Consider the following 22,784-nt stretch of genomic DNA (forward strand, 5'->3'; position numbering starts at 1 on the left):
CTACCGGCCAGTTGTGGAAAACTCCGTCACCGCCACATACCGCTCCCGCACCTCGCGGTACCGCACGAGTTCCGCCGCCACCGGATCGAGCACCCCCGCCCGCCCGCAGGCCGCCGCGGCCTCGCGCAATTGCCGCTCGGCCTCCTGCCCGTACCGTCGCGCGGGCCCCCGCGCCGCAGCCGCGCACGACCACTCCACCAGCGGGCCGCCGACGACACCGGCCAGCATCACCAGGGCGGGCGTGAGGAATCCGGGTTCGAGTACGCCGACGATCTGGCCGACCAGCCAGAGACCGCCGAAGACCTGCAGCAACGTCATCGACGCCTGCGCCAGCACGGCGGCGGGCCACCACCTGGGCCGCGGCGGCCTCCCGCCCACGCGACCGCTGTGCGCCACACCGGAGGCCCCGGCCACCCCCGTCGCCACGACCACCGAACCGCCCGGACCACCCGAAACACCCAGCCCGGCCGCCGCACCGTACGCGCCGACGCCCGCACCACCCGCATCGCCCGAGGGGCAGCTCACCATCCGCCCCCGCCCGTCCCCCGTGCCGATCCTCTCCGCCATCTCGTCGAGCGCCTCCGACAGCCCTTCCGCACCGTTCACCGCGGCCTCACGTACCGCCTGCGCCCAGGGGGCGGGCAGCCCGTCGGCGGCCTCGTCGGCCACCGTCCGTACCGCCTGTTCGACGCGTTGGCGTGCGGTGAGCTGCTCCTCGGGGGGCGCGGGCCGCACCGGGCACTCCAGGCCTCCCGGCCGCCGGGAGGACTCGTACCAGCGCCACAGCCGCAGCCACGGCGTGCCGCACGCCCGTCCGGCGTTCCTGCGCCACTCGCGCTCGGCCGCCTGTCCCGCCGCGGCCGCCCCGACGGCTTCCGCGAGCCGGTCGGCGAACTCCTCGCGGGCCCCTTCACCGAGGCCGGGTCGCCCCTCGGCGACGTACACCGGACGGAGCCTGGCCGCGGCGGCGTCCACATCCGCGGAGAGCCGGCGTGCCGCTGCCGTGCGTTCCTGGACGAACCGGCCGAGCATCTCGCGCAGTTCGCCCACGCCCTCGCCGGTGAGTGCGGACAGGGACATGACGGTGGCGCCCGGTTCGCCGTGTTCGCCGAGGGCCATGCCGTCCTCGTCGAGCAGCCGGCGCAGATCGTCGAGGACCTGGTCGGCGGCGTCGCCGGGCAGCCGGTCGATCTGGTTGAGGACGACGAAGGTGATCTCGGCGTGCCCGGCGAGCGGCCTCAGATAGCGCTCGTGCAGGGCCGCGTCCGCGTACTTCTCCGGGTCGACGACCCAGATCACCGCATCGACCAGCGCGAGCACCCGGTCGACCTGCTCGCGGTGCCCGGCCGCCGCCGAGTCGTGGTCGGGCAGGTCGACGAGGACGAGCCCCTGGAGCGCCTCGTCGGCTTCCGCGCCGCCCTGCTGCGGCCTGCGCCTGAGCCGTCCCGGAATGGCCAGCCGGTCGAGGAGCCCGGCGGCCCCGTCGGTCCATGAGCAGGCGATCGGGGCGGAGGTGGTCGGCCTGCGCAGCCCGGTGTCGGAGATCTGGACGCCCGCGAGGGAGTTGAAGAGGGTCGATTTGCCGCTGCCGGTCGCTCCGGCGATGGCGACAACGGTGTGCCGGGAGGAGAGCCGCTGGCGGGCCGCCGCTTCGTCGAGCACGCGCCCGGCCTCGGCGAGGGCTGCCCCGTCGAGTCTGGCCCTGGACAGCCCGACCAGTTCACGCAGTGCGTCGAGCCGCGGCCGGAGCGGACCGCCGGACGGTACGTACGCCTCGACCTGGGGCGGCCGTACGTCGTCGTCCTGGGCGGTCCCGGGCCCGGCGTCCGCCGTCTTGGCGGCCGCGCGCCGGGCGATGAGCCCGTCGTTCCAGCCCCCGCCCGCCTCCGGCACGGCTGCGTGCCTGTCCGGCGCCCGTCCCCGGCCGGGGTAGTCCTTGTGAAAGCCCCGGTCCTCGTGAGAAGCGGGACTCTCGCCCCGGCCGGGCCCCTCGTCAATGACGGCAGTCATCGCTGCCACCTCTCCTTCTGCAGTACGGACAGCGCGGCGATCAGTTCGGCCTGCGGCTCCGGGGCCACGTCGAGTGCGTCCAGCGGTGCGAGCCGCCGGTCGCGCTCGCCGTCCAGCACCCGGTCGAGGCAGTCGGTGAGCAGTGCGCCGCCCTTGTCGCGCAGCCGCAGCGCGCCCTGGGCGCCGATCCGTTCGGCGAGCTGCTCTCCGGCGCCGCGGGTACGGCGGCCGCCGAGCAGCGCGGCGGCCAGGAGCGCCGCCACCGTCTCGGCGTCGGGTGCGGCGTTGCGTTCGAGCCGGCGCACCTCTTCCTCGGCCAGTTCGTCCAGCACCCGCCACCATCGCCGTACGGCCATGGCGATCCGGCCCCGGATGTCCTCGGCGGGCCCCCATCCCCCGGTCTCCCGCCCGACGCCCGCGAAGCCGAACGCCCCGGCCGCGGGCTCACGCCGCCAGGTCGTGCGGATCTGTTCGTCGGCAGCGGCCACTGCGCACTGCAGAAGTGCGGCAAGGCTTTCCACCAGTGCTTCGAGGAGTTCCTCGGAGGTGCTGTACATCGGGTATCCGCGCCACCGGGTCCGGGCGTCCCCGGCGAGCACACCGCCGTTGCGCAGCCGCCGCCGGACCCGGGCGCCCTCGGTGCGGTAGGCGTCCTCGACCACGCCGGTCAGCCGCACGGCCGCCGCGTACTGCGCCGCGACGGCTCCGGCCAGCGCGGGCATCCGTACGTCCAGCGAGTCGATGACCCCGGCCGCCGTGCGCCCGACCGCCTGCTGACGGGCCGCCGGGTCCTGGGCGCGGTGGCTGAGCCAGGCCCGCAGCGGGGCGACCGCGGTGGTGGGCAGCAGTCCGCTGCCGCCGCCGGCCGACTCGGGCAGCTCGGGAATGGTGAAGCGCGGCACCTCGCCGAGGCCCGCCCTGGTGAGCAGCGCCCCGTACTGCCGGGACACCTCGGCGATCACCTGGTGCGGCACCCGGTCCAGGACGGTGACGAGCGAGGCGTCGTACTCCTTGGCGGTACGCAGCAGATGCCACGGCACCGCGTCCGCGTACCGGGAGGCCGTGGTCACCATCACCCACACGTCCGCGGCGCAGATCAACTCGGCGGCCAGTACCCGGTTCCGTACCACGAGTGAGTCGATGTCGGGCGCGTCGAGCAGTGCGAGCCCGCGCGGCAGCCCGGCGGCGGTCTCGACTCGCAACGCGGTCCCGTTCTCGTCCTCGCTTCCGTCGAGACCGTCCAGACCGTGGAGCCCGTCGAGGTCCTCGCACCTGCCGGGGTCCCCGTTCTCCTGCGGCGGCAGCCAGACCCTGGTCAGCTGCGGCAGTACGCGGACCCCCGCGAACCAGTGATGATCATCCGGATGGCAGACGAGCACGGGCGTCCGGGTGGTGGGCCGCAGCACCCCGGCCTCGCTGACCAGCCGCCCCACCAGCGAATTGACGAGCGTCGACTTCCCGGCCCCGGTGGACCCGCCGATGACCGCGAGCAGGGGCGCTTCGGGGTCTCTGAGCCGGGGAAGCAGATAGTCGTCGAGCTGGGCGAGCAGTTCGCTCCGGGTCTGCCGGGCGCGCGCGGCCCCCGGCAGCGGCAGTGGAAGACGCACGGCAGCGACACGGTCGCGCAGGGCGGAAAGTGCGTCGATGAGCTGAGGCCGTACGTCCAAGGTCACCACATGCGAAGAATGCCCAATTTTGGCGCCTTTTTGAAGCGTATAGCCACCTCTGCGCGCCGGTTCTCCCCCAGGGGCGGAGTCGGGACAGAGGGGACGAGTGGGGCGCAGGCATAACGAGTGCACAACACCCGGGGCGCGAGGCGTCAAAAGCGATGCACGAATCCCACCCACCTGCGATTATCGGTTCGCTTCACCGAACCTCCACATCGTGCCACGCAGGTGAAGCAACCGGGTCGAGGCGATCGGAGCCCTATCCTTGTCCCGGCGGGTCCCCGACCGGCCCGGCCCCAGGGCTCCAGGCCGCCGAGGCCACCACCCGGCCCCCGTAGCTCAGTGGATAGAGCAGGCGCCTTCTAAGCGCTTGGCCGCAGGTTCGAGTCCTGCCGGGGGCACTTCAGTCCAGCCGGTGTCGGGCCCTCCTCCGGGAGGGCCTTTTTACTGGTCAGAGCACGCTAGCGGGCACGGCGTAGTGGCGGCATAAGACTGGACGGACCACCCGATGATGGGCGGCCCGCCCCCTGCTCAGAGGCCGGGGCTGCCGAACCGGCGGGCAGCCGGCAGGGCACTGAACGTCTTCTGGCAGCCGCCGTGTTCAGTGCTGCCGCAGATATGGGGCGCTGCCGGTGCTTCAGCACGACACCGTGGCCCGGGCGTGAACCGCCGGTCAGGCGCGTAGGAACGTCAGGACCGCCAGTACTCTGCGGTGTGTTTCGTCGGCCGGCGGGAGATCCAGTTTGGCGAGGATGTTGCCGATGTGCTTGCCCACTGCGGCTTCGGAGACCACCAGGGCGTGGGCGATCGCGCCGTTCGATCTGCCCTGGGCGACCAGGGCGAGCACCTCGCGTTCCCTGGTGGTGAGGCGTTCCAGTGGGTCGCGGCGGCGGCGCAGGAGTTGGCGTACGACCTCGGGGTCGACGACCGTGCCGCCGTCGGCGACCTCCTGGAGGGCGTCGATGAACTCCTCGATCTGGCCGACCCGGTCCTTGAGGAGGTAGCCGACGCCCGAACCGTCCCCGGAGTCGAGGAGATCCGCGGCGTAGGTGCGTTGCACGTACTGGCTCAGGACCAGTACGGGGAGTGCGGGCTGCTTCTCGCGGAGCCGTACCGCCGCGTGCAGGCCCTCGTCCTGGAAGCCGGGCGGCATCCGTACGTCGGTCACGACGATGTCCGGGCCGTGCTCGGCCACTGCCGCGATGAGCGCCTCCGCGTCGCCGACGGCCGCGGCCACCTGGTGGCCGAAGCGGGTGAGCAGGCCGGTCAGACCCTCGCGCAGCAGCACGCTGTCCTCGGCCAGTACTACGCGGAGCGATCGGTCCACTCGCAAGGAATCTCCACTCGCAATCGGGTCGGGCCACCGGCCGGACTGGACAGGGCAAGTCTGCCATCCAGTACGGACACCCGGTCGGCCAAGCCGGTCAGTCCGCTGCCGCCGCCCGACGTGCCGGCGCCGCCCCGGCCGTCGTCGTGGATCTCCAGGAACAGCCGTCCTCCGGCATGGCCGCCGCTGATCGCGGCGCGGTGTGCGCCGCTGTGTCTGGCGACGTTGGCCAGTGCCTCGCAGACCACGAAGTACGCGGCCGCCTCGACGGCCCCGGGGAGCCTGCCGGGCAGTTCGAGGTCCAGGTCGACGGGGATCGCGGAGCGGTCGGCGGCGTCGGCGACCGCGGCCTGGAGGCCGTAGTCGGCGAGGACCTGGGGATGGATGCCGTGGATCAGCTCGCGCAGCTCGGAGAGGGCCTTGCCGGCCTCCTCGTGGGCCCTGGCCAGCTGGTCGGCGAGCGCGCCGGGCGGGGCGTCCAGGCGGGCCAGGCCGAGCATCATCGTGAGCGCGACGATGCGCTGCTGGGCCCCGTCGTGCAGATCGCGTTCGATCCGTCGGCGTTCCGCCTCGAAGGCGTCGACCAACCGGACCCGGGAGCGGGTGAGTTCCACGACTCGGGCGTCCGGGTCGGCCGATCCGTGTCTGTGAGTGAGCAGGACGTGCGTCAGCTCCGCCCTCGCTCCGGCCAGCACGCCCAGGAGGTAGCCGCCGAGCGCCAGGAGTACGAGTCCGCCCGCCGCGGTCGCGAAGGCTTCGGGCCACGTCGTGACCGTCCACAGCTTCACCACCCGGGCCTCCGCCCCGTCCCGTACACCTCCATCACCAGCGGGGTGCTCATCACCGCCAGCGGCACGGCCGCGCAGAAGCCCACCGCCAGGGCGTCCAGCGGCCACAGGACCACCGCGAACAGCAGCGCGTACCCGAGTTCCCGCCAGGTCGCCTGCTCCCGGAACCGGCACGTCACCCAGCTCCACAGCCCCGGTTCGTCCGGGCGGCGGTGCGGGCCGGGGGCCGGGGCGGGGTCCATCAGGCGCAGCCTGCGCCGCTCCAGGGCCGCCACCGGGATCCCGGAGAGAGCGAGGAGGGCCAGGAGCGGCAGGCCGATCAGTACCAGGGAGAGCGCGGCGCCCACCGCCGCTCCCGTCACGGTCACCAGCAGGACGACCGCGCCTGCCGCCGCGCCGCTGATCAGGTATCCGGCCGACCTCCAGGGCCAGGGCGTCAGCAGATAGCGGGGGGTCGGCAGGGCCTGCCACACGGTGCGAGGGCGCATGGCCTCACCGTAGGAGATCGTCCCGGGGCGGGAACATCCGTGCTGCCGTAGTCCTGGGGGTGGGGCCTGCCATACCTCCAGGACTCGCGGGGTGCGGTCGGCGGTTGAACGACGAGCCCGGCTCCGCGGCCTTCGCCACCGTGCCCGGCGTCCCGTCACAGCTTCTCCACGGGCGCACGCCCCCGACGCGGAAGGGGGCTATGCGGCGGCCACGGCCAGCAGCCCGAAAGCGGCGAGGGACAGGGCGGTCCGGATCCGGTGGAGAGAGTTCCAGCGGGACTCGAACGCCTCGCGGGCCGCGCCGTCGTCGCCGCCCTCGGACTCGGCGAGCGCCTTGTTCAGCGGAATGTTCCCGGTGATCGTGATCAGGTGGCTGCCGACCGCGCAGACCAGCGCCGCCACGGCGAGCGCCCCGTCGACGTTGTCGCCTCCGGCGACCGTGACCGCGACAGCGACGGCCGGGAAGGCGATCACTCCCAGGAAGAGGACCAGGAAGACCGGTCCGGGCACCTTCTCGTTGAAGCGGCGCATCGCGGCAGTGAACCGCTCGTCCGGCAGCGCCGCGATGCCGGGCATGACCGCGATCAGAAACGTCAGCAGAAAGCCCGCGTAGAGGCCGGTCGCGAGCACGGCGAGCACCAGGAACAGGGAGGACACGGACGACGAGGAGGGCAGGGAGAACATGGTCCACATCATGGCGTCGGCGGACGGGCCGCACAGCCGGCTTCCGCAATCCGGTGCGGCCCGTCGCCTCCCCCGGTCAGTCCATCTCGCCCTCCGGCGCGCCCCCGGACCCGTTGTCGTCCCCGCCGCCCTTGAGCCGGTTCGCCTGTCCGATCGCGGTCGCCAGCTTCCGCACCGAATCGTCCTCGGTCGCGGACGCCAACTCATCGGCCTTCGAGGCGAGTTCCCCGAGGCCCGGTGCGCCCGGCAGTTCGCCGCCGCGCAGTGCATCGGCGAAGTACGCGGCTACCGCGGTGACCTGTAGCCGCTTGCTGTCGCCGTCCCACAGCGGACCGTCGATCGCGTCCGTCCCGACCTTGCCCGTCTGCTCGTGCGGCGTACGCGTCCTGGGGTCCAGCCAGCGGACGGTGGCGGTCGCCACGTGCCCGGACGCGCCGTTCCTGAGGTGTACGGCGTAGAGCGCCGTCACCGTGTGGCCGGGGCCGACCTCGCCGCCGTCGACGCGGTCGTTGCGGAAGTCCTCGTCGGCGACCTTCCGGTCCTCGTAACCGATCAGCTTGAACTTCTCGACGGTCTTCGGGTCGAAGGCGACCTGGGCCTTGGCGTCGCGCGCCGTCAGTTCGAGGTGTGCGGGCAGCTGGTCGACGAAGACCTTTCGCGCCTGGGTGTCGTCGGCGATGTAGGTGGTGTGGCCGTCGCCCTTGTTGGTGAGCTGTTCCATCAGCGCGTCGCCGTAGTCGCTGCCGACGCCGACCCCGAAGAGGGTGATGCCGTACTCGCGGCGGGCGGAGTCGATGCGTTCGAGGATGGCGTCGGCGCCGGTCTCGCCGGTGTTGGCGAGGGCGTCGGAGAGCAGGACGACCCGGTTGTTGGCACCCTTGACGCGGCCGTCGACGGCCTCTTCGTACCCGCGGGTGATGCCGGCTTCCACGTTGGTGGAGTCGGTGGGTTCCATGGAGTCGACCTTGTCGCGGATCTTCCCGCGGTGGTCGCGCAGCCGGGTCATCGGCAGCAGGGTGTTCGCCTCGTCGCTGAAGGTGACCAGGGAGATCGAGTCGTCGTCGCGGAGTTCGTCGGTGAGGATGCCCAGGGACTCCTTCACCAGGTCGAGACGGCCCGGCTCGGCCATCGAGCCGGAGATGTCGACGACGAAGGTGAGTGCGGCGGGCGGGCGTTCGTCACGGGCGGGGGCGGCCCGGGTGGCCAGGCCGACCCGTACCAGCGACCAGCCGTCGGCCCCCGCCCCGGCCCCGGCGCGTGCCCCGTCCACGTTCACGGTGAAGCCGTTGCCGGCCGGGCGGCGGTAGCCCTGGCGGAAGCTGTTGACGAACTCCTCGGGCCGCACGGTGACCGGATCCGGCAGGCTGCCGTCGGAGAGGGTGCGGCGCGCGTAGCCGTACGAGGCGGTGTCGACGTCCAGGGCGAACGTGGAAAGGTAGTCGGGCGGCGCGGACTCCCGCAGCCCGTCCCGCTTCTTCGAACCGTCCGCACCCTCCGCGTTGTCTGCCGCACCGCCCGACGCGGCGGGCACGGGCGCCGGGGCGCCCCGGCGCTGGGCGGAGTCGTACGCCGTTCCGCTGGATCCCCCCGAGCACCCGGTGAGCAGCACCCCTCCCGCCAGCAGCACGCCGAGTGCCCCTCGCCATGTCCGTATGTACGTCCCTGTCCGGCGTTCCATGACCTGCCCCCAACGTCGTCGTGTCAGCACTTGTGAATGTGACGCGCGAGAGGGCGGCCAGGAGCAGTCGAAGACGTTGCGGATGAATCTCGATGCGGCAACGGAGGCCGGGAGGTCGGTGGAAGATCAAGCTCAGGACACGATGTCCTTACGACTGAACCCCCGGAACGCGAAAGCGAACAGGATCAGGGCATACGTCACCGAGATCGCCGCGCCCTTTGCCATGCCGCCCCATTCCAGATCGGGCTGCAGCGCGTCCGCCCAGGCGAACTGCCAGTGCGCGGGCAGGAATTCGCGCCAGGAGCCGAGCGCGGTGACGGCGTCCAGCACATTGCCGACGATGGTCAGCCCGACCGCCCCGCCGACCGCGCCCAGCGGGGCGTCGGTCTTCGTCGACAGCCAGAACGCCAGCCCCGCGGTGACCAGTTGGGAGACGAAGACGAACGCGACGACAAGCGCGAGGCGCGGCACGGTGTCCGAGGTCGCGAGTGCGCCGCCGGTGGGGAGTTCGAGCGGCCCCCAGCCGTACGCGACGGCTCCCGCGGCCAGCGCGACGAGTGGCAGCAGCACCATCGCGGCCAGGCTGAAGCCGAGCGCCACGACGAGCTTGCTCCACAGCAGCCTGGCCCGTGGCACGGGCGCCGCGAGCAGATAGCGCAGCGACGACCAGCTGGCCTCGGAGGCCACGGTGTCCCCGCAGAACAGCGCCACCGGCACGACGAGCAGGAACCCGGCGGACACGAAGAGGCAGGTCGCGGCGAAGTTCGCGGCGGACGCGGTCGCGGTGTCCATCAGAGTGAGCCGGTCGCCGCCGCCCCGCGAGGACGGTGTGCCGCCGATCGCGAACGCGGCGATCAGGATGAACGGCAGCGCCGCCAGCACCCCGCCCATGAGCAGGGTGCGGCGCCTGCGCAGCTGGCGTACGGCCTCGACGCGCAGCGGCAGGGTGTGCCGGGCCCGGTAGCCGGGCGCCACGGCGGGTTCTGTGACATCGACAGCTTCTGTGACATCGACTGCGGCACTCATGCGGAGCCTCCGGAGATCAGGGTGAGGAACGCGTCCTCCAGGCGGCGGTGCGGCCCGACGCCGGTCAACGGCACGTCCAGCCTGACCAGTTCGGCGATCAGCCCGGACGGGCCGGCGCCGTCGAGCCGTACGAGCAGTCCACGGCCGTCTTCCGTGCGGACGGCCGAGCCGATCCCCGGCAGCGCGGCGACCTTCTCCACGAGGGGTTCGGCCACCTCCTGCGCGCTGGTGACGAGCAGCATGTCGCCGGAGCCGGTGATCTCGGCGACCGGGCCTGCCTGGACGAGCCGGCCGCGGTCCATGACCACGAGGTGGGTGCAGGACTGTTCGACCTCGGAGAGGAGATGGCTGGAGACGATGACGGTCCGGCCCCCGGCCGCGTACCGGATCATCACGTCGCGCATCTCGCGGATCTGGGGCGGGTCGAGTCCGTTGGTCGGTTCGTCGAGGATGAGCAGGTCCGGCATGCCGAGCATGGCCTGGGCGATGGCGAGCCGTTGCCGCATGCCCTGCGAGTACGTGCGCACGGCGCGGGCCAGCGCGTCACCGAGCCCGGCGATCTCCAGGGCCTCCTCGATGTACGCGTCCTCGGCGGGGCGCCCGGTGGCCTGCCAGTACAGCTCCAGGTTGGCGCGCCCGGACAGATGCGGCAGGAAGCCCGCCCCTTCGACGAACGAGCCGACGCGCGACAGCACGGGCGCGCCCGGCCCGATGGCCTGCCCGAAGACACGGATCTCGCCGTCGTCGGGTGTGATGAGCCCCATGAGCATGCGCAGGGTCGTGGTCTTGCCCGCGCCGTTGGGTCCGAGGAGGCCGAGCACCTGTCCCTTCTCAACACGGAAGGAGAGTTCCTTCACGGCGTACCGGTCGGCGGACCCGGCGTACTTCTTCGACAGGCCGGTGATCTGGAGGGGTACGCCGGTGAGCGCCGGGTCGGGTGCGGGGGTCGCGGTGCGGCGGCGGGCGGTGAGCAGCAGCAGGGCGGCGATCACGACGGCGGCGGCCGGGAGTCCCCAGGTCCACCAGGGCAGGGTGGCCGCCGCGGTCTTCAGGGCCGGGGCGGTGGGGACGGTCAGCGGGCCGGCGGGGGTCACCTTGTACGTGGTCGGCGCGGCCGGCGAGGCGTAACCGAGGTCGGTGGCGGAGAGGACCAGGCGGAGCCGGTGTCCCGCGTCGAATTGGTGGTCGACGGCGGGGAGGGTCAGCCGCACGTCCTTGCCCTGCTGGGACTGCGGGATCCGGAAGGGCGCGACGAGCTGGGAGGGCAGCACCTGCTGCCTGCCGTCCGGCGACACGTCGTACACCTTGCCGAACAGCACGGCATCACCCTGCGCCGCGTCCACTTCGACCCGTACGGTCGGTGATCCGGTGACGCGCAGGGATGTGGTCAGCGGGGCCGATTCGAAGCGGGCGTACTGCCCGGGGAAGTCGAGCGAGAGGCCGACGCCGAGGGACGACAGCTGGGAGAGTCCGCCGCCGACGCCGGGAACGGCCGAGATGGCGGGCGGGTTGGCCCCTGCGGGGTTACGGAACGTCTGCGTCCGGCGCCCGAGATCGATCGCTTCTCCTCCGCTGCCCAGCCCCGGATACGTGGCGCTGCTCGCCCCGCGCGTGAGGGCGGCCCCGTCGGTGGAGTCGATGCCTCCGGTCCGGGTGACGCGGAATCCGGGCCCGGTGTCGGCGCCCTTGTCGCCCTTCAGATACCGGTCGAACCAGCCGCCGATGCGCTGTCGCACGCGGTCGGTCTCCAGGTCGCCGCCGTCGTGTCCGCCTGCGATCCAGTCGACGGCGACCGGTGCGCCGTTGCCGCTGATCGCCTCGGCCATGGCGTCGGCCTGGCCGAGCGGGAAGAGGGAGTCGCTCTGACCCTGCACGATGAGCGCGGGGACCTTGATGCGGTCGGCGACGGCGCTCGGGGAACGCTCGGTCAGCAGGGCACGCGCGGCGGCGTCCGGCTCTCCGCTGACGGCGACCCGTTCGTACATGTCGCAGAGCTGCTTCTCGAACTTCTGGCAGCCGCCGCCGGTGGTGACGAAGATTCCGGCCCAGAGCTTCTTGAAGACTCCGTCGGGGAACAGGGCGTCGGCCAGGTTCCAGTAGGTGATCTGCGGGGCGATGGCGTCGACGCGCTTGTCGTATCCGGCGGCGAGGAGCGAGACGGCCCCGCCGTAGGAGGCGCCGGTGATCCCGACCCGGGGGTCGCCCTTGCCGTCGAGCTCCACCTCGGGCCGGTCCGCGAGCCAGTCGATCAGCCGGGACACGTCCTTGACCTCGCGGTCGGGGGCGTTGAGCGAGATCTCCCCACCCGATTTCCCGAACCCGCGGGCGGACCAGGTCAGCACGGCGTAGCCTGCATCGGCCAGCTGCTCGGCCTGCGCCCGCACATCGCTCTTGCTGCCGCCGAACCCGTGCCCGATCAGCACGGCGGGCCGGTGCTCCGTGCCCCCGGTGGTGAAGTACGAGGTGTCGATGGACACGCCGTCGACGCGCATCATCCGGTCCTGGCGGTGCACGGCGGGTGCGCCGTCGTCGGCCGCGGCGGTCCAGGTGCCCGCACCGGCCAGCACGACGAGCGCGGCGAGGCCCGCGGCCCACCGGCCGCGTTTACGGGGCAGCAGCCGCCGCCACCGGGACGTACGCGCAATAGGGGTCTCCATACTTCCCGACCCTAAGCGGACGGCCGCCGCGCACGGGCAGCCGCCAGGGGGAACTCCGCGGCCTCCTTGCGGCGTACGGCACTCCCCCGCCGTACTCCAGACGCGGTATGCCGGACCATCGGCCGGACGGTCGGGACCCACCGGCGGCGGGCGCGGCTCACTTGGTGTTCATGATCAGACCGATGTGGGTGAAGTAGGCGAGCGCCCCGAAGAGGAAGTACGCCAGTCCGGCCAGTCCCCAGGCGACCCCGACGACCTGGACCGTCCGCCCGCTCGGCCTGCGCAGCGCGAACGGGAACAGAATCGCGCCGATACCCACCAGAAGGTACGCCCCGGACACAAAGCTCGTCTCCACCACCGGCCACTCGGCGAACAACCCCGCGATGGGCTCTTCGGCGGGTGCGGCGAAAATGGTGTACTTCCAGCCTGCGGCGGCGATTCCCAGACAGGCCAGCCCGACGCCGAACACCAGAACGGAGATGGGTGCGGTGACACGGACCGTGTGGACGATGCGGTCGGAGGCGTTGATCCCGGCACCGCGCTTCCACAGGTAGAGGGACGCGGCGAGGAGAACGACACCGAAGATCACGGCCGGTTCGCCGAAGATGATGTTGTTCTGCGGGAAGCCGCCTCCGACGAGCGGCCAGGCCAAGCTCATATGGAGGCCGGTGATGAGCAGGACGAGGCCGATGGCGCCGAAGGCCAGCGCCCAGCCGTCGGGGGTGACGGTGCGCCCGGACGCCAGCAGCTGGCGCCCCAACGCCACCACGAGCAGCAGCCCGGCACCGGCGGACAACGAAATGATCGTGTTGTACAGCGTCAGCCCGGTCCAGTCGATCTTCAGGCCGGGAGCCGCGAGGGTGAGGGCGAGAAGGGTCATGAACGGAACGTAACGCCGGTTATGTCGGCCCGCAGACCGACTAACCCTTTTGCCTGATTCAACGGATCGCGGGCGTGCGCCACGCACTCGGCCACGCGCTCAGCCACGCCTCACGGCCAGGCCGCAGAGGGCCGCTCCGGTCCCTGACGCGGATGACGGTGGGGCCGGTGACTGGCAGGATCGACGGCATGGGGGTTCTCTTCGGCTACTACGCCGCCGCTGATGACGAAGACGCCGCTCGGGCCGTGGTCCGTGAGGACGGACAGCCACCGACCGGGGCGGGGTACGACGAACTCGTCGTGAAGGGCATGGACCCGGTCCTCGATCTGCTCCCGGCAGAGGCGCTCTTCACGGGGAGATCGGCCGACGCCGTCGAGGCCGACCCCAGGCACGGCCACCTGGTCGCGATGGCGGAAGGCGGCCAGGTCGTCAGCCTGTCACTCACGGACTCCTTTCGCGACTCGCTCGCCCGCTGCGACCGGGATCGGTTGGATGACGTGGCCCGCGACTGGTCCGCGTCCGGTGTGTTCGACGCCGAGGCGGACCTGAGCAAAATCGCCGGCTTCCTGAAGGATCTCGCCGCTCTCGCGGAGAGGGCCTCCACGCGCGGCCACCGGCTGTACTGCCGGATCAGCGCGTGATGGTGCGGGGCCGCGGCATGAACACAAGAGGTGCGTGGTTGTGAGAAGCGTGCTGAACCTTTGGCGCCAAGAACTCGGCGAAGTACCGGAATCGGTCTGGCAACGCACCGAGCTCCGTGTGCTGATCCTCGCGGACAACGGACTGACGGCCCTCCCTCCGGGGATCGGCCGACTGCGCCTGCTCCACACCCTGGACCTCGGTCACAACGCGCTCACGGCGGTGCCCGGCGAACTGGGAGAACTGACCGGGCTCAGCGGCTGTCTCTACCTGCACGACAACCAGCTGTCACACCTGCCGGACCGCATCGGACACTTGACACGACTGCGCTACCTCAACATCGGCGAGAACCACCTCACCACTCTCCCGGATCCCATCGGCGAGATGGCCTCCCTCATCGAACTCAGGGCCCAGCACAACCGCCTCACCGCTCTGCCCACGTCCATCGGACAGCTCCGGAACCTGCGTGAGCTCTGGCTCCGGGGGAACGCGATCACGACCTTGCCGCCCTCGATCGTCGGCCTGCGCGAACTCCGCCACCTGGACCTGCGCGAAAACTCCGTGTCCGAGCTGCCGCAGTCGCTGTCCCGCCTTCCGCGACTGCGTCACATCGACCTGCGGAGCAACCGCCTTGTCCAACTGCCGGACTGGCTCGCGGAGATGCCGTCGCTGGAGAAACTGGACCTGCGCTGGAACGGGATCGACCCGTCTCTGCCCCTCCTGACCGAACTGGAACGCCGGGGCTGCTTCGTCCTGGCATGAAGCGCACCGGCCGATGTCGGCCATGTGTCACGTTCCCGGCACATGGGTCGGGTACGGCAACTCCTCCGGCAGGAGCTCCGCCGCCTCGTCGAGCCCTCCGTCCCGCACCAGTTCGTGGATCTGCCGGGCGAGCGGGGTGACGTCACGGATGGACACCGTCCACTCGTCCGCGTAACGCCGCGCCGCCTCACCGCAGAGCCCGAGCTGGAGGGAGCGGTGCGGGAGCCGGTTCAGGCGCAGGTCGCGCTCGGGATCCCACTGGACGCGGGCCGGGCTCCGGCGCAGTTCGCGCTGCCAGGTGGCGCGGTCGGGGTGCACTCCCCGTACGTAATGCGAGAGTTCGGAGTTCGCCAGGGCCCAGTCGAAGCCCTCACGGGTGATCTCGACGGCCAGGACGGCCTCCTGACCCTCCTTCAGGGCCCAGCCGCAGCGATACATCATCCACAGAAAGCTCGGCTTGATCCATGTCATGCGATCACGCTTCCAGGCGCTCGGGAAGCGCCCGTCACGTGCAGCAGGAAGGCCGATGAACGGGCTGTACGCCTGGTAGACGGTGACGGTCGTGTCCGTGTGCTGGGCGCGGATCTCGTGCTGTGGCCTGGTCGGGATGGTCATGGCCCCATCACAGCACCGGCGCGGCCCGCGCGGCGAGCGAGTTACGGGTGCCGGCAACGACTTGATCGCGCTGCGGTGCGTGGGCCCGCGGCGGCTCCGAGATCACACGGCGGCGGCCCGTACGGATACAGCGTCCGTACGGGCCGTCGAGGTGGGGCGGTCGGTCAGTGGTTGCGCGGGAAGCCCAGGTCCACGCCCGCCGGGGCGTCGGCCGGGTCCGGCCAGCGGGTGGTGACGACCTTGCCGCGGGTGTAGAAGTGCACGCCGTCGTTGCCGTAGATGTGGTGGTCGCCGAAGAGGGAGTCCTTCCAGCCACCGAAGGAGTGGTAGCCGACCGGCACCGGGATCGGCACGTTGACGCCGACCATGCCGGCCTCGATCTCCAGCTGGAAGCGGCGGGCGGCGCCGCCGTCGCGGGTGAAGATCGCGGTGCCGTTGCCGAACGGCGAGGCGTTCATGAGGGCGACGCCCTCTTCGTACGTCTCGGTGCGCAGGACGCACAGCACCGGGCCGAAGATCTCGTCCTTGTACGCGTCCGAGTCGGTGGACACGTTGTCGAGGAGGGAGAGGCCGATCCAGTGGCCCTTCTCGAAGCCGTCGACGGTGAAGCCGGTGCCGTCGAGGACGACGTCGGCGCCCTGGGCGGCGGCGCCCGTGACGTAGGAGGCGACCTTGTCGCGGTGGGCCGCGGTGATCAGCGGGCCCATCTCGGACGTCGGGTCGTTGCCGGGGCCGATCTTGATCTTCTCGGCGCGCTCCTTGATCTTGGCGACGAGCTCGTCGGCGATGGAGCCGACCGCGACGACCGCGGAGATCGCCATGCAGCGCTCACCGGCGGAGCCGTACGCGGCGGAGACGGCGGCGTCGGCCGCGGCGTCGAGGTCCGCGTCCGGCAGCACCAGCATGTGGTTCTTCGCACCGCCGAGCGCCTGGACGCGCTTGCCGTTGGCGGAGGCGGTCGCGTGCATGTAGCGGGCGATCGGGGTGGAGCCGACGAAGGAGACCGCGGCGACGTCCGGGTGGTTCAGCAGTCCGTCGACGGCGACCTTGTCGCCGTGCAGCACGTTCAGCACGCCGTCCGGCAGTCCGGCCTCGGAGGCCAGCTCGGCCAGCAGGTTGGCGGCCGACGGGTCCTTCTCGCTGGGCTTGAGCACAAAGGTGTTTCCGCAGGCGACGGCGAGCGGGAACATCCACATAGGCACCATGGCCGGGAAGTTGAACGGGGTGATGCCCGCGACGACACCGAGCGACTGGCGGATCGAGGAGACGTCGACCCGGCTGGAGACCTGGGTGGACAGCTCGCCCTTGAGCTGGGTGGTGATCCCGCAGGCCAGCTCGACGATCTCCAGACCGCGGGCGACCTCGCCCAGCGCGTCCGAGTGCACCTTGCCGTGCTCGGCGGTGATCAGCGCGGCGATGTCGTCGCGGTGTGCGTCGAGGAGCGCGCGGTAGCGGAAGAGGACCGCGGTGCGGGCGGCGAGCGAGGACGTGCCCCAGGTGGCGTAGGCGTCCTTGGCGGCGGCGACCGCGGCGTCGACCTCTTCGAGGGAGGCGAGCGCGACCTGGGTGGTGACGGCGCCGGTGGCCGGGTCGGTGACCGGGCCGTAGTTGCCCGACGCGCCCTCGACGGTCTTGCCACCGATCCAGTGGTTGACGGTCTTCATGACAGAAACTCCTTCAGCGGCGACTTCAGAGGTGGTGGCGTCGGTCGGCGACGTGGCGGTCGTACTCTTCCCGGGCTTTCACGGCCGACGGCCGGGTGGCCGTTTCGGCTACGGGAACATCCCACCACGCCTGCGCCGGAGGGGGGCCCGACACTGTGTCTGCCGTTTCGGTCTCGACGTAGACACAAGTGGGGCGGTCCGCGGCGCGCGCCTCGGCGAGTGCTTCGCGCAGGTCACGTACGGTCTTGGCGCGCAGCACCCGCATCCCCAGCGAGCCCGCGTTGGCCGCGAGGTCGACGGGGAGCGGGGGGCCGGTGAAAGAGCCGTCCGCGGCGCGGTGGCGGTAGGCCGTACCGAAGCGTTCGCCGCCGACCGTCTCGGAGAGGCCGCCGATGGACGCGTAGCCGTGGTTCTGGAGGATGACCAGTTTCACGGGGAGTTCCTGCTGGACCGCGGTGACGATCTCGGTGGGGTTCATCAGATACGTGCCGTCGCCGACGAGGGCCCAGACGGGGCGGCCGGGGGCGGCCAGCTGGACGCCGATCGCGGCCGGGATCTCGTAGCCCATGCAGGAGTAGCCGTATTCGACGTGGTACTGGTGCGGGGAGCGGGCCCGCCAGAGTTTGTGCAGGTCGCCGGGGAGCGAGCCGGCGGCGTTGATCAGGATGTCGTCCTCGGTGACGAGGGCGTCGAGGAGGCCGAGTACCTGGGCCTGGGTGGGGCGGGTGTGCGGGTCATCGGCGGTGAACGCGGCGGTGACGCGCTGCTCCCAATTCTCCTTGGCGTCGGTGTACTCGGTCTCGTAGGACGGGTCGACACGGTGGTTGCGTGCGGCGAGCGCGGCGGTGAGGGCTTCGATGGCGGTGCGGGCGTCGGCGACGAGCGGGAGCGCGCCGAGCTTGTGGGCGTCGAAGCCGGTGATGTTGAGGTTGAGGAAGCGGACCGCCGGGTTCGGGAAGAGGGTGGCGGAGGCAGTGGTGAAGTCGGAGTAGCGGGTGCCGATGCCGATCACGAGGTCGGCGGTGCGGGCCAGCTCGTCGGCGGTCGCGGTGCCGGTGTGGCCGATGCCGCCGACGTCGGCGGGGTGGTCGTGGCGCAGGGAGCCCTTGCCGGCCTGGGTGGAGGCGACGGGGATGCGGGTGGCGGCGGCGAACGCGGCGAGGGTCTCCTGCGCCGCGCTGTGGTGCACCCCTCCGCCCGCCACGATCAGCGGCCTGCGGGCGCTGCGCACGGCTCGCACCGCCCGGTCGAGTTCGTACGGGTCGGGGGCGGGGCGGCGTACGTACCAGATGCGCTCGGCGAAGAACTCCTCCGGCCAGTCGTGCGCCTGTGCCTGTACGTCCTGCGGCAGCGCGAGCGTGACCGCTCCGGTCTCCGCCGGGTCGGCGAGGGTCCGCATGGCCTGGAGGGCGGCCGGGATCAGGGCCTCGGGGCGGGTGATCCGGTCGAAGTAGCGGGAGACGGGGCGCAGGCAGTCGTTGACGGAGATGTCGCCCGCGGCCGGGACTTCGAGCTGCTGGAGCACGGGGTCGGCGGGCCGGGTCGCGAAGGTGTCCCCGGGCAGGAGGAGGACGGGGAGGTGGTTGATGGTGGCGAGGGCGGCGCCGGTCACGAGGTTGGTGGCGCCGGGGCCGATGGAGGTGGTGACTGCGTGTGCGGAGAGCCGGCCGCACTGGCGGGCGTAGCCGACGGCTGCGTGCACCATGGCCTGCTCGTTGCGGCCCTGGAGATAGGGCATGGCCCGGCCCGACTCGACGAGCGCCTGGCCGATTCCGGCGACGTTGCCGTGGCCGAAGATGCCCCAGGTGGCGCTGATCAGGCGCTGTCGACGGCCGTCGCGCTCGGTGTACTGGCGGGACAGGAAGGACACCAGGGCCTGGGCCGTGGTGAGCCTGCGGGTGTGCGGTGCGCTCACGGGGTCGCCTCCGGTCCATGGAGCGGGAGTCTGTAGAGCGGAAGTCTGGGGTCCACCGGCTGCGAGGACCAGGTGTCGCGGATCCATTCGTGGTCGGGGTGGTCGCTGATCAGCCACTCCCGCTGCTCCCCCGGGCCCGCCATCACGTTGAGGTAGTAGAGGGTGCGGCCGGGGGCGGCGATGGACGGGCCGTGCCAGCCGTCGGGGATGAGGACCGCGTCGCCGCTGCGGACCTCGGCGAGGACGTCCGTACCGCCGTCCCGCGACGGCGACACCCGGTGGTAGCCGAGGCCGTCGTTCTCCACCTCGAAGTAGTAGATCTCCTCCAGTACGGACTCGACGCCGGGGCGGTGCTCGTCGTGCTTGTGCGGTGGGTAGGACGACCAGTTGCCGCCGGGGGTGAGGACCTCGACGGCGATCAGCCGGTCGCACTCGAACGCGTCGGCCGCGGCGAAGTTGTTGACCTGGCGGGAGCAGTTCCCGGAGCCGCGCAGCTCGACGGGTACCTCCGGCGCGGGGCCGTAGCGAGCGGGGAGTCGTCGCTCGCACTTCGCTCCTGCCAGGGCGAAGCGGCCTCCTGCGCCGGAGGCGATCTGTGCATGGGCGTCACGCGGTACGTACGCGAAGTCGGATACCCCGCTGAACACGCTTTCCCGGCCCAGCAGTTCAAAGATCTCATCTGAGGTATGCACCGTACAGCCACCGGTCAACGGCAGGACGATCCACTCGCTCTCCCCGGTGACGAGCGTGTGAACTCTTCCCGGCGCCAGTTCGAGCACGCGCAGGCTCGACCGTTCCCAGCCGGCCCGCTCCGGGTCGATACCGAGGGCGTAGGGGCCGCTTGCCGCGCTCCCGGCGCGGAGGTGGTACCGCGGTTCGTCGTGCGTCGTCATACCCATTTCCTGTCCGGTACCCCGTACGTACCCGTTCCTCTCGGCTCCAGCAGCGATACGGCCGTGTCGACGGCCGCGGCCACCTCCCCGTCGGCCGGGTAGAGCAGCGAACGCCCCACGACCAGGCCCTGGACGGTCGGCAGCCGCAGGGCCGTGCGCCATTTCTCGAACGCGCCGTCCAGGTCGTTGCCCACCTCCCCGCCCAGCAGCACGGCGGGAAGTGTCGATGTCTCCATCACCCGGGACATGTCGTCGGGATTCTTCGTGACGGGGACCTTGAGCCAGGTGTACGCGGATGTCCCGGCCAGGCCCGAGGCGATGGCGATCGAGGTGGTGACCGCCTCCGCGCCGAGGTCGTTGCGGAGGCGGCCGTCCAGGCGGCGGCAGAGGAACGGCTCGACGAAGACGGGCAGCCGGTGCGCGGCCATGGCGTCGATGGCGCGGGCGGTGGCGTGCATGGTGTCGAGCGAACCGGGGTCGTCGTAGTCGATGCGGAGCAGCAGTTTGCCCGCGTCGAAGCGGAGCCGGGCGAGGTCTTCGGGGCGGTGGCCGGTGAAGCGGTCGTCGAGTTCGAAGGCGGCGCCCGCGAGTCCGCCGCGGTTCATCGAGCCGATGACGACCTTGTTCTCCAGTGCGCCGAGGAGCAGCAGGTCGTCGAGGATGTCGGCGGTGGCGAGGACGCCGTCGACGCCGGGGCGGGAGAGGGCGAGGCAGAGCCGTTCCAGGAGCTCGAAGCGGTTAGCCATGGCCAGTTCGCGGTCGCCGACGGCGAGGGAGCCACGGGCCGGGTGGTCCGCCGCGATGATCATCAGGCGTCCGCCGCTGCCGACGAGGGGGCGTCTGTGGCGGCGCGCGGCCGCTTCGGCGACGGCTTCGGGGTGGCGCATGCGCAGCTGGACGAGTTCGGAGACCGAGGAGGCCGGGGGCGTCATGGGGTGGCTCCGGTGGGGCGGGAGGTGACGGCGCCTTCGGTCAGGGCCGCTTCGACTTCGCAGGGGAACGGCATGGCGGACGAGCAGGCGATCCGGGAGGCGACGATGGCGCCGGCTGCGTTGGCGTACCGCATGACGCGTTCGGTCTCCCAGCCTGCGAGCAGGCCGTGGCAGAGCGCCCCGCCGAAGGCGTCACCGGCGCCGAGGCCGTTGACGACCTCGACGGGCAGCGGCGGCACATCGGCCACCGTGCCGTCGCGGTGGACGGCGAGGACGCCCTTGGGGCCCTGCTTGACGACGGCGAGTTCCACGCCCGCGGCGATCAGGGCGCGGGCGGCCGCGTACGGTTCGCGCTCGCCGGTCGCGATCTCGCACTCGTCGAGGTTGCCGACGGCGACGGTGGCATGGGCGAGGGCCTCGCGGTAGCGGGCGGTGGGGGTGGAGCCCCGTGCGGGTTCTGTGGTGTCCCAGAACATCGGGCGCCAGTCGAGGTCGAAGACGGTGATGCCGGACCGGTCGCGGGCGCGCAGTGCGGCAAGGGTCGATGTGCGGCTCGGTTCGGCGCACAGCCCGGTGCCCGTCATCCAGAAGACCCGGGCGGAACGCACCGCTTCGAGGTCCAGCTCCCGTTCGTGGATCTCCAGGTCGGGGGCCTTGGGCTGCCGGTAGAAGTAGAGCGGGAAGTCGTCGGGCGGGAAGATCTCGCAGAAGGTGAGCGGGGTCGGATACGCGTCGACGGGCGTCACCCACCGGTCGTCCACCCCGAACTCCCGCAGCTGGTGGTGGAGATACTCCCCGAAGGCGTCCCGGCCGGTGCGGGTCACCACGGCGGTCCGCCGGCCGAGCCGGGCCGCCGCGACAGCGACATTGGTGGGCGAGCCACCGAGGAACTTCCCGAAAGTCTCGACCCGGGCCAGGGGCAGCCCGGTCTGCAAGGGGTAGAGATCCACACCGATCCGGCCCATGGTGATCACGTCGTACAGCTCAGGCATAAGCATCCCTTCGACCGGCGACCGGGGCGGCTGCTCCCAGGTCTAGCCCTCCCCCGGAACCCTGTCAATGCTTTGTCCGGACATACGGACGAATGATTGACACTCGCCCCGGGGGCCGGGAGGCTGGGCCGCATGACCTCCTCCGCATTGGCCCCGACCCGTGTCCGTATCGGTTCGGCACCCGACTCGTGGGGTGTGTGGTTCCCCGACGATCCGCGCCAGGTGCCCTGGCAACGCTTCCTCGACGAGGTCTCCGCGGCGGGTTACGAGTGGATCGAACTCGGCCCGTACGGCTACCTCCCGACCGATCCGGCCCGCCTTGCCGACGAGACCCGCGGCCGTGGTCTCACCGTCTCCGCGGGCACCGTTTTCACCGGATTGCACCACGGCCCGGACGTCTGGGACCGGACCTGGGCGCATGTCGCCGACATCGCGGCACTCACCCGGGCGATGGGCGCCGGGCATCTCGTGGTCATCCCGTCGTTCTGGCGCGACGACAGGACGGGCGAGGTCCTGGAGGACCGCACCCTCACTGCGCGGCAGTGGCGCGATCTCACCACCCAGACGGAGCGGCTGGGCCGCGAGGTGCGGGACCGCTTCGGGCTGCGGATCGTCGTCCATCCGCATGCCGACACCCATATCGACACCGAGGAGAACGTCAGCCGCTTCCTCGACGCCACCGATCCCGACCTCGTCTCGCTCTGCCTCGACACCGGCCACTACGCCTACTGCGGCGGCGACAGCGTCAGACTGATCGAGACCTACGGCGAACGGATCGGCTATCTGCACCTCAAGCAGGTCGACCCGGAGATCCTGGCCGAAGTCGTGGCCGGCGAGGTGCCGTTCGGGCCCGCCGTGGCGCGCGGGGTGATGTGCGAACCACCGGGCGGGGTGCCCGCGCTGGAGCCCGTGCTGGCCGCCGCCCGCAAGCTGGACGTCGACCTCTTCGCCATCGTCGAGCAGGACATGTATCCGTGCCCGCCCGACAAGCCCTTTCCCATCGCCCGCCGCACCCGGGAATTCCTACGCTCCTGCGGCGGCGCGCACCGGGCCCCCTGACACGCCGAGCGGCCCCGGGAAGTGACGTGGAGGCGGTAGGCGGTGTTGTCCTCGATGAGGAGTCGGTGCGCGGTTCCCGGCCGCGCACCGCCGCCGCGCGCATCACCA

17 protein-coding genes, 1 tRNA gene and 1 pseudogene are annotated in these 22,784 nt (G+C 71.6%); 4 read left to right on the top strand and 15 right to left on the bottom strand.

Annotated features, from left to right (window positions below; all coding sequences use genetic code 11):
• Both OG507_RS13735 and OG507_RS13740 read right to left on the bottom strand, forming a co-directional pair.
• Entirely contained in the window at positions 1 to 2,010 is a 2,010-nt protein-coding gene (locus OG507_RS13735) for a YfjP family GTPase (RefSeq protein WP_327367479.1), read from the bottom strand.
• Positions 2,007 to 3,677, bottom strand: a complete 1,671-nt coding sequence (locus tag OG507_RS13740) for an ATP-binding protein (RefSeq protein WP_327371963.1) — start codon at positions 3,675 to 3,677, stop codon at positions 2,007 to 2,009. Before OG507_RS13740 ends, OG507_RS13735 begins: the two co-directional genes overlap by 4 nt.
• 328 nt (positions 3,678 to 4,005) lie before the next feature.
• On the opposite strand from OG507_RS13740, the gene OG507_RS13745 reads away from it, so the two are divergent.
• Positions 4,006 to 4,078: transfer RNA gene (locus OG507_RS13745), tRNA-Arg, on the top strand.
• A gap of 272 nt (positions 4,079 to 4,350) precedes the next feature.
• Here OG507_RS13745 and OG507_RS13750 read toward each other — a convergent pair.
• From OG507_RS13750 to OG507_RS13780, 7 genes and pseudogenes are all read right to left on the bottom strand, one after another.
• Positions 4,351 to 5,010 (bottom strand): response regulator transcription factor, encoded by a 660-nt coding sequence (locus OG507_RS13750; protein ID WP_327367480.1) that lies wholly within the window; start codon positions 5,008 to 5,010, stop codon positions 4,351 to 4,353.
• A pseudogene (locus tag OG507_RS13755) lies at positions 4,983 to 6,280 on the bottom strand (sensor histidine kinase). The gene OG507_RS13750 and the pseudogene OG507_RS13755 overlap by 28 nt, the downstream one beginning before the upstream one ends.
• 198 nt (positions 6,281 to 6,478) lie before the next feature.
• Entirely contained in the window at positions 6,479 to 6,964 is a 486-nt protein-coding gene (locus OG507_RS13760; RefSeq protein WP_327367481.1) for an anthrone oxygenase family protein, read from the bottom strand.
• Positions 6,965 to 7,040: 76 nt separating this feature from the next.
• Positions 7,041 to 8,642 carry a vWA domain-containing protein gene (locus tag OG507_RS13765; protein WP_327367482.1) on the bottom strand — a complete coding sequence of 534 codons (1,602 nt, stop codon included), beginning with the start codon at positions 8,640 to 8,642 and terminating at the stop codon, positions 7,041 to 7,043.
• 132 nt (positions 8,643 to 8,774) lie between these two features.
• Positions 8,775 to 9,668, bottom strand: coding sequence for an ABC transporter permease (locus tag OG507_RS13770; protein WP_327367483.1), 894 nt, complete (start codon positions 9,666 to 9,668; stop codon positions 8,775 to 8,777).
• Entirely contained in the window at positions 9,665 to 12,325 is a 2,661-nt protein-coding gene (locus OG507_RS13775; protein ID WP_327367484.1) for an alpha/beta fold hydrolase, read from the bottom strand. Before OG507_RS13775 ends, OG507_RS13770 begins: the two co-directional genes overlap by 4 nt.
• Before the next feature lie 157 nt (positions 12,326 to 12,482).
• Complete coding sequence (locus OG507_RS13780; protein WP_327367485.1) at positions 12,483 to 13,205, bottom strand: DUF981 family protein; 723 nt, start codon at positions 13,203 to 13,205, stop codon at positions 12,483 to 12,485.
• A gap of 167 nt (positions 13,206 to 13,372) precedes the next feature.
• On the opposite strand from OG507_RS13780, the gene OG507_RS13785 reads away from it, so the two are divergent.
• The gene (locus tag OG507_RS13785) at positions 13,373 to 13,846 is read left to right on the top strand and encodes a hypothetical protein (RefSeq protein WP_327367486.1); all 474 of its coding nucleotides are present in this window, start codon (positions 13,373 to 13,375) and stop codon (positions 13,844 to 13,846) included.
• A 40-nt stretch (positions 13,847 to 13,886) separates the two neighbouring features.
• Positions 13,887 to 14,606: a leucine-rich repeat domain-containing protein gene (locus OG507_RS13790; protein ID WP_327367487.1), complete on the top strand. Its 720-nt coding sequence runs from the start codon at positions 13,887 to 13,889 to the stop codon at positions 14,604 to 14,606.
• A gap of 27 nt (positions 14,607 to 14,633) precedes the next feature.
• On the opposite strand, the gene OG507_RS13795 is transcribed toward OG507_RS13790, so the two are convergent.
• The 6 genes from OG507_RS13795 to iolC all read right to left on the bottom strand — a co-directional run bounded on the left by OG507_RS13795 (position 14,634) and on the right by iolC (position 21,617).
• On the bottom strand, positions 14,634 to 15,221 hold the full coding sequence (locus OG507_RS13795; RefSeq protein ID WP_327367488.1) for a DUF4291 domain-containing protein: 588 nt from the start codon (positions 15,219 to 15,221) through the stop codon (positions 14,634 to 14,636).
• 164 nt (positions 15,222 to 15,385) lie between these two features.
• Complete coding sequence (locus OG507_RS13800) at positions 15,386 to 16,885, bottom strand: CoA-acylating methylmalonate-semialdehyde dehydrogenase (RefSeq protein ID WP_327367489.1); 1,500 nt, start codon at positions 16,883 to 16,885, stop codon at positions 15,386 to 15,388.
• 25 nt (positions 16,886 to 16,910) lie between these two features.
• Positions 16,911 to 18,887 carry a 3D-(3,5/4)-trihydroxycyclohexane-1,2-dione acylhydrolase (decyclizing) gene (gene iolD / locus OG507_RS13805; RefSeq protein ID WP_442810978.1) on the bottom strand — a complete coding sequence of 659 codons (1,977 nt, stop codon included), beginning with the start codon at positions 18,885 to 18,887 and terminating at the stop codon, positions 16,911 to 16,913.
• Positions 18,797 to 19,693: a 5-deoxy-glucuronate isomerase gene (iolB, locus tag OG507_RS13810; protein ID WP_327367491.1), complete on the bottom strand. Its 897-nt coding sequence runs from the start codon at positions 19,691 to 19,693 to the stop codon at positions 18,797 to 18,799. Before iolB ends, iolD begins: the two co-directional genes overlap by 91 nt.
• Positions 19,690 to 20,625 (bottom strand): Cgl0159 family (beta/alpha)8-fold protein, encoded by a 936-nt coding sequence (locus tag OG507_RS13815; RefSeq protein ID WP_327367492.1) that lies wholly within the window; start codon positions 20,623 to 20,625, stop codon positions 19,690 to 19,692. The genes iolB and OG507_RS13815 overlap by 4 nt, the downstream gene beginning before the upstream one ends.
• A complete protein-coding gene (gene iolC, locus OG507_RS13820; protein ID WP_327367493.1) occupies positions 20,622 to 21,617 on the bottom strand; it encodes a 5-dehydro-2-deoxygluconokinase in 996 nt (331 codons plus the stop codon). The genes OG507_RS13815 and iolC overlap by 4 nt, the downstream gene beginning before the upstream one ends.
• 132 nt (positions 21,618 to 21,749) lie before the next feature.
• On the opposite strand from iolC, the gene OG507_RS13825 reads away from it, so the two are divergent.
• Positions 21,750 to 22,676: a sugar phosphate isomerase/epimerase family protein gene (locus OG507_RS13825; RefSeq protein ID WP_327367494.1), complete on the top strand. Its 927-nt coding sequence runs from the start codon at positions 21,750 to 21,752 to the stop codon at positions 22,674 to 22,676.
• Positions 22,677 to 22,784: the final 108 nt, after the last annotated feature.

This window comes from Streptomyces sp. NBC_01217 (assembly GCF_035994185.1).
GTDB lineage: Bacteria > Actinomycetota > Actinomycetes > Streptomycetales > Streptomycetaceae > Streptomyces.

Bases quoted from the DNA above. Each gene is read 5' to 3' on its own strand.
- OG507_RS13815 (WP_327367492.1), bottom strand. From the start codon at position 20,625: ATGACGCCCCCGGCCTCCTCGGTCTCCGAACTCGTCCAGCTGCGCATG.
- OG507_RS13780 (WP_327367485.1), bottom strand. From the start codon at position 13,205: ATGACCCTTCTCGCCCTCACCCTCGCGGCTCCCGGCCTGAAGATCGAC.
- OG507_RS13800 (WP_327367489.1), bottom strand. From the start codon at position 16,885: ATGAAGACCGTCAACCACTGGATCGGTGGCAAGACCGTCGAGGGCGCG.
- OG507_RS13825 (WP_327367494.1), top strand. From the start codon at position 21,750: ATGACCTCCTCCGCATTGGCCCCGACCCGTGTCCGTATCGGTTCGGCA.
- iolD (WP_442810978.1), bottom strand. From the start codon at position 18,887: ATGGATCCGCGACACCTGGTCCTCGCAGCCGGTGGACCCCAGACTTCC.
- OG507_RS13760 (WP_327367481.1), bottom strand. From the start codon at position 6,964: ATGTTCTCCCTGCCCTCCTCGTCGTCCGTGTCCTCCCTGTTCCTGGTG.
- iolC (WP_327367493.1), bottom strand. From the start codon at position 21,617: ATGCCTGAGCTGTACGACGTGATCACCATGGGCCGGATCGGTGTGGAT.
- OG507_RS13795 (WP_327367488.1), bottom strand. From the start codon at position 15,221: ATGACCATCCCGACCAGGCCACAGCACGAGATCCGCGCCCAGCACACG.
- OG507_RS13765 (WP_327367482.1), bottom strand. From the start codon at position 8,642: ATGGAACGCCGGACAGGGACGTACATACGGACATGGCGAGGGGCACTC.
- OG507_RS13735 (WP_327367479.1), bottom strand. From the start codon at position 2,010: ATGACTGCCGTCATTGACGAGGGGCCCGGCCGGGGCGAGAGTCCCGCT.
- iolB (WP_327367491.1), bottom strand. From the start codon at position 19,693: ATGACGACGCACGACGAACCGCGGTACCACCTCCGCGCCGGGAGCGCG.
- OG507_RS13775 (WP_327367484.1), bottom strand. From the start codon at position 12,325: ATGGAGACCCCTATTGCGCGTACGTCCCGGTGGCGGCGGCTGCTGCCC.
- OG507_RS13770 (WP_327367483.1), bottom strand. From the start codon at position 9,668: ATGAGTGCCGCAGTCGATGTCACAGAAGCTGTCGATGTCACAGAACCC.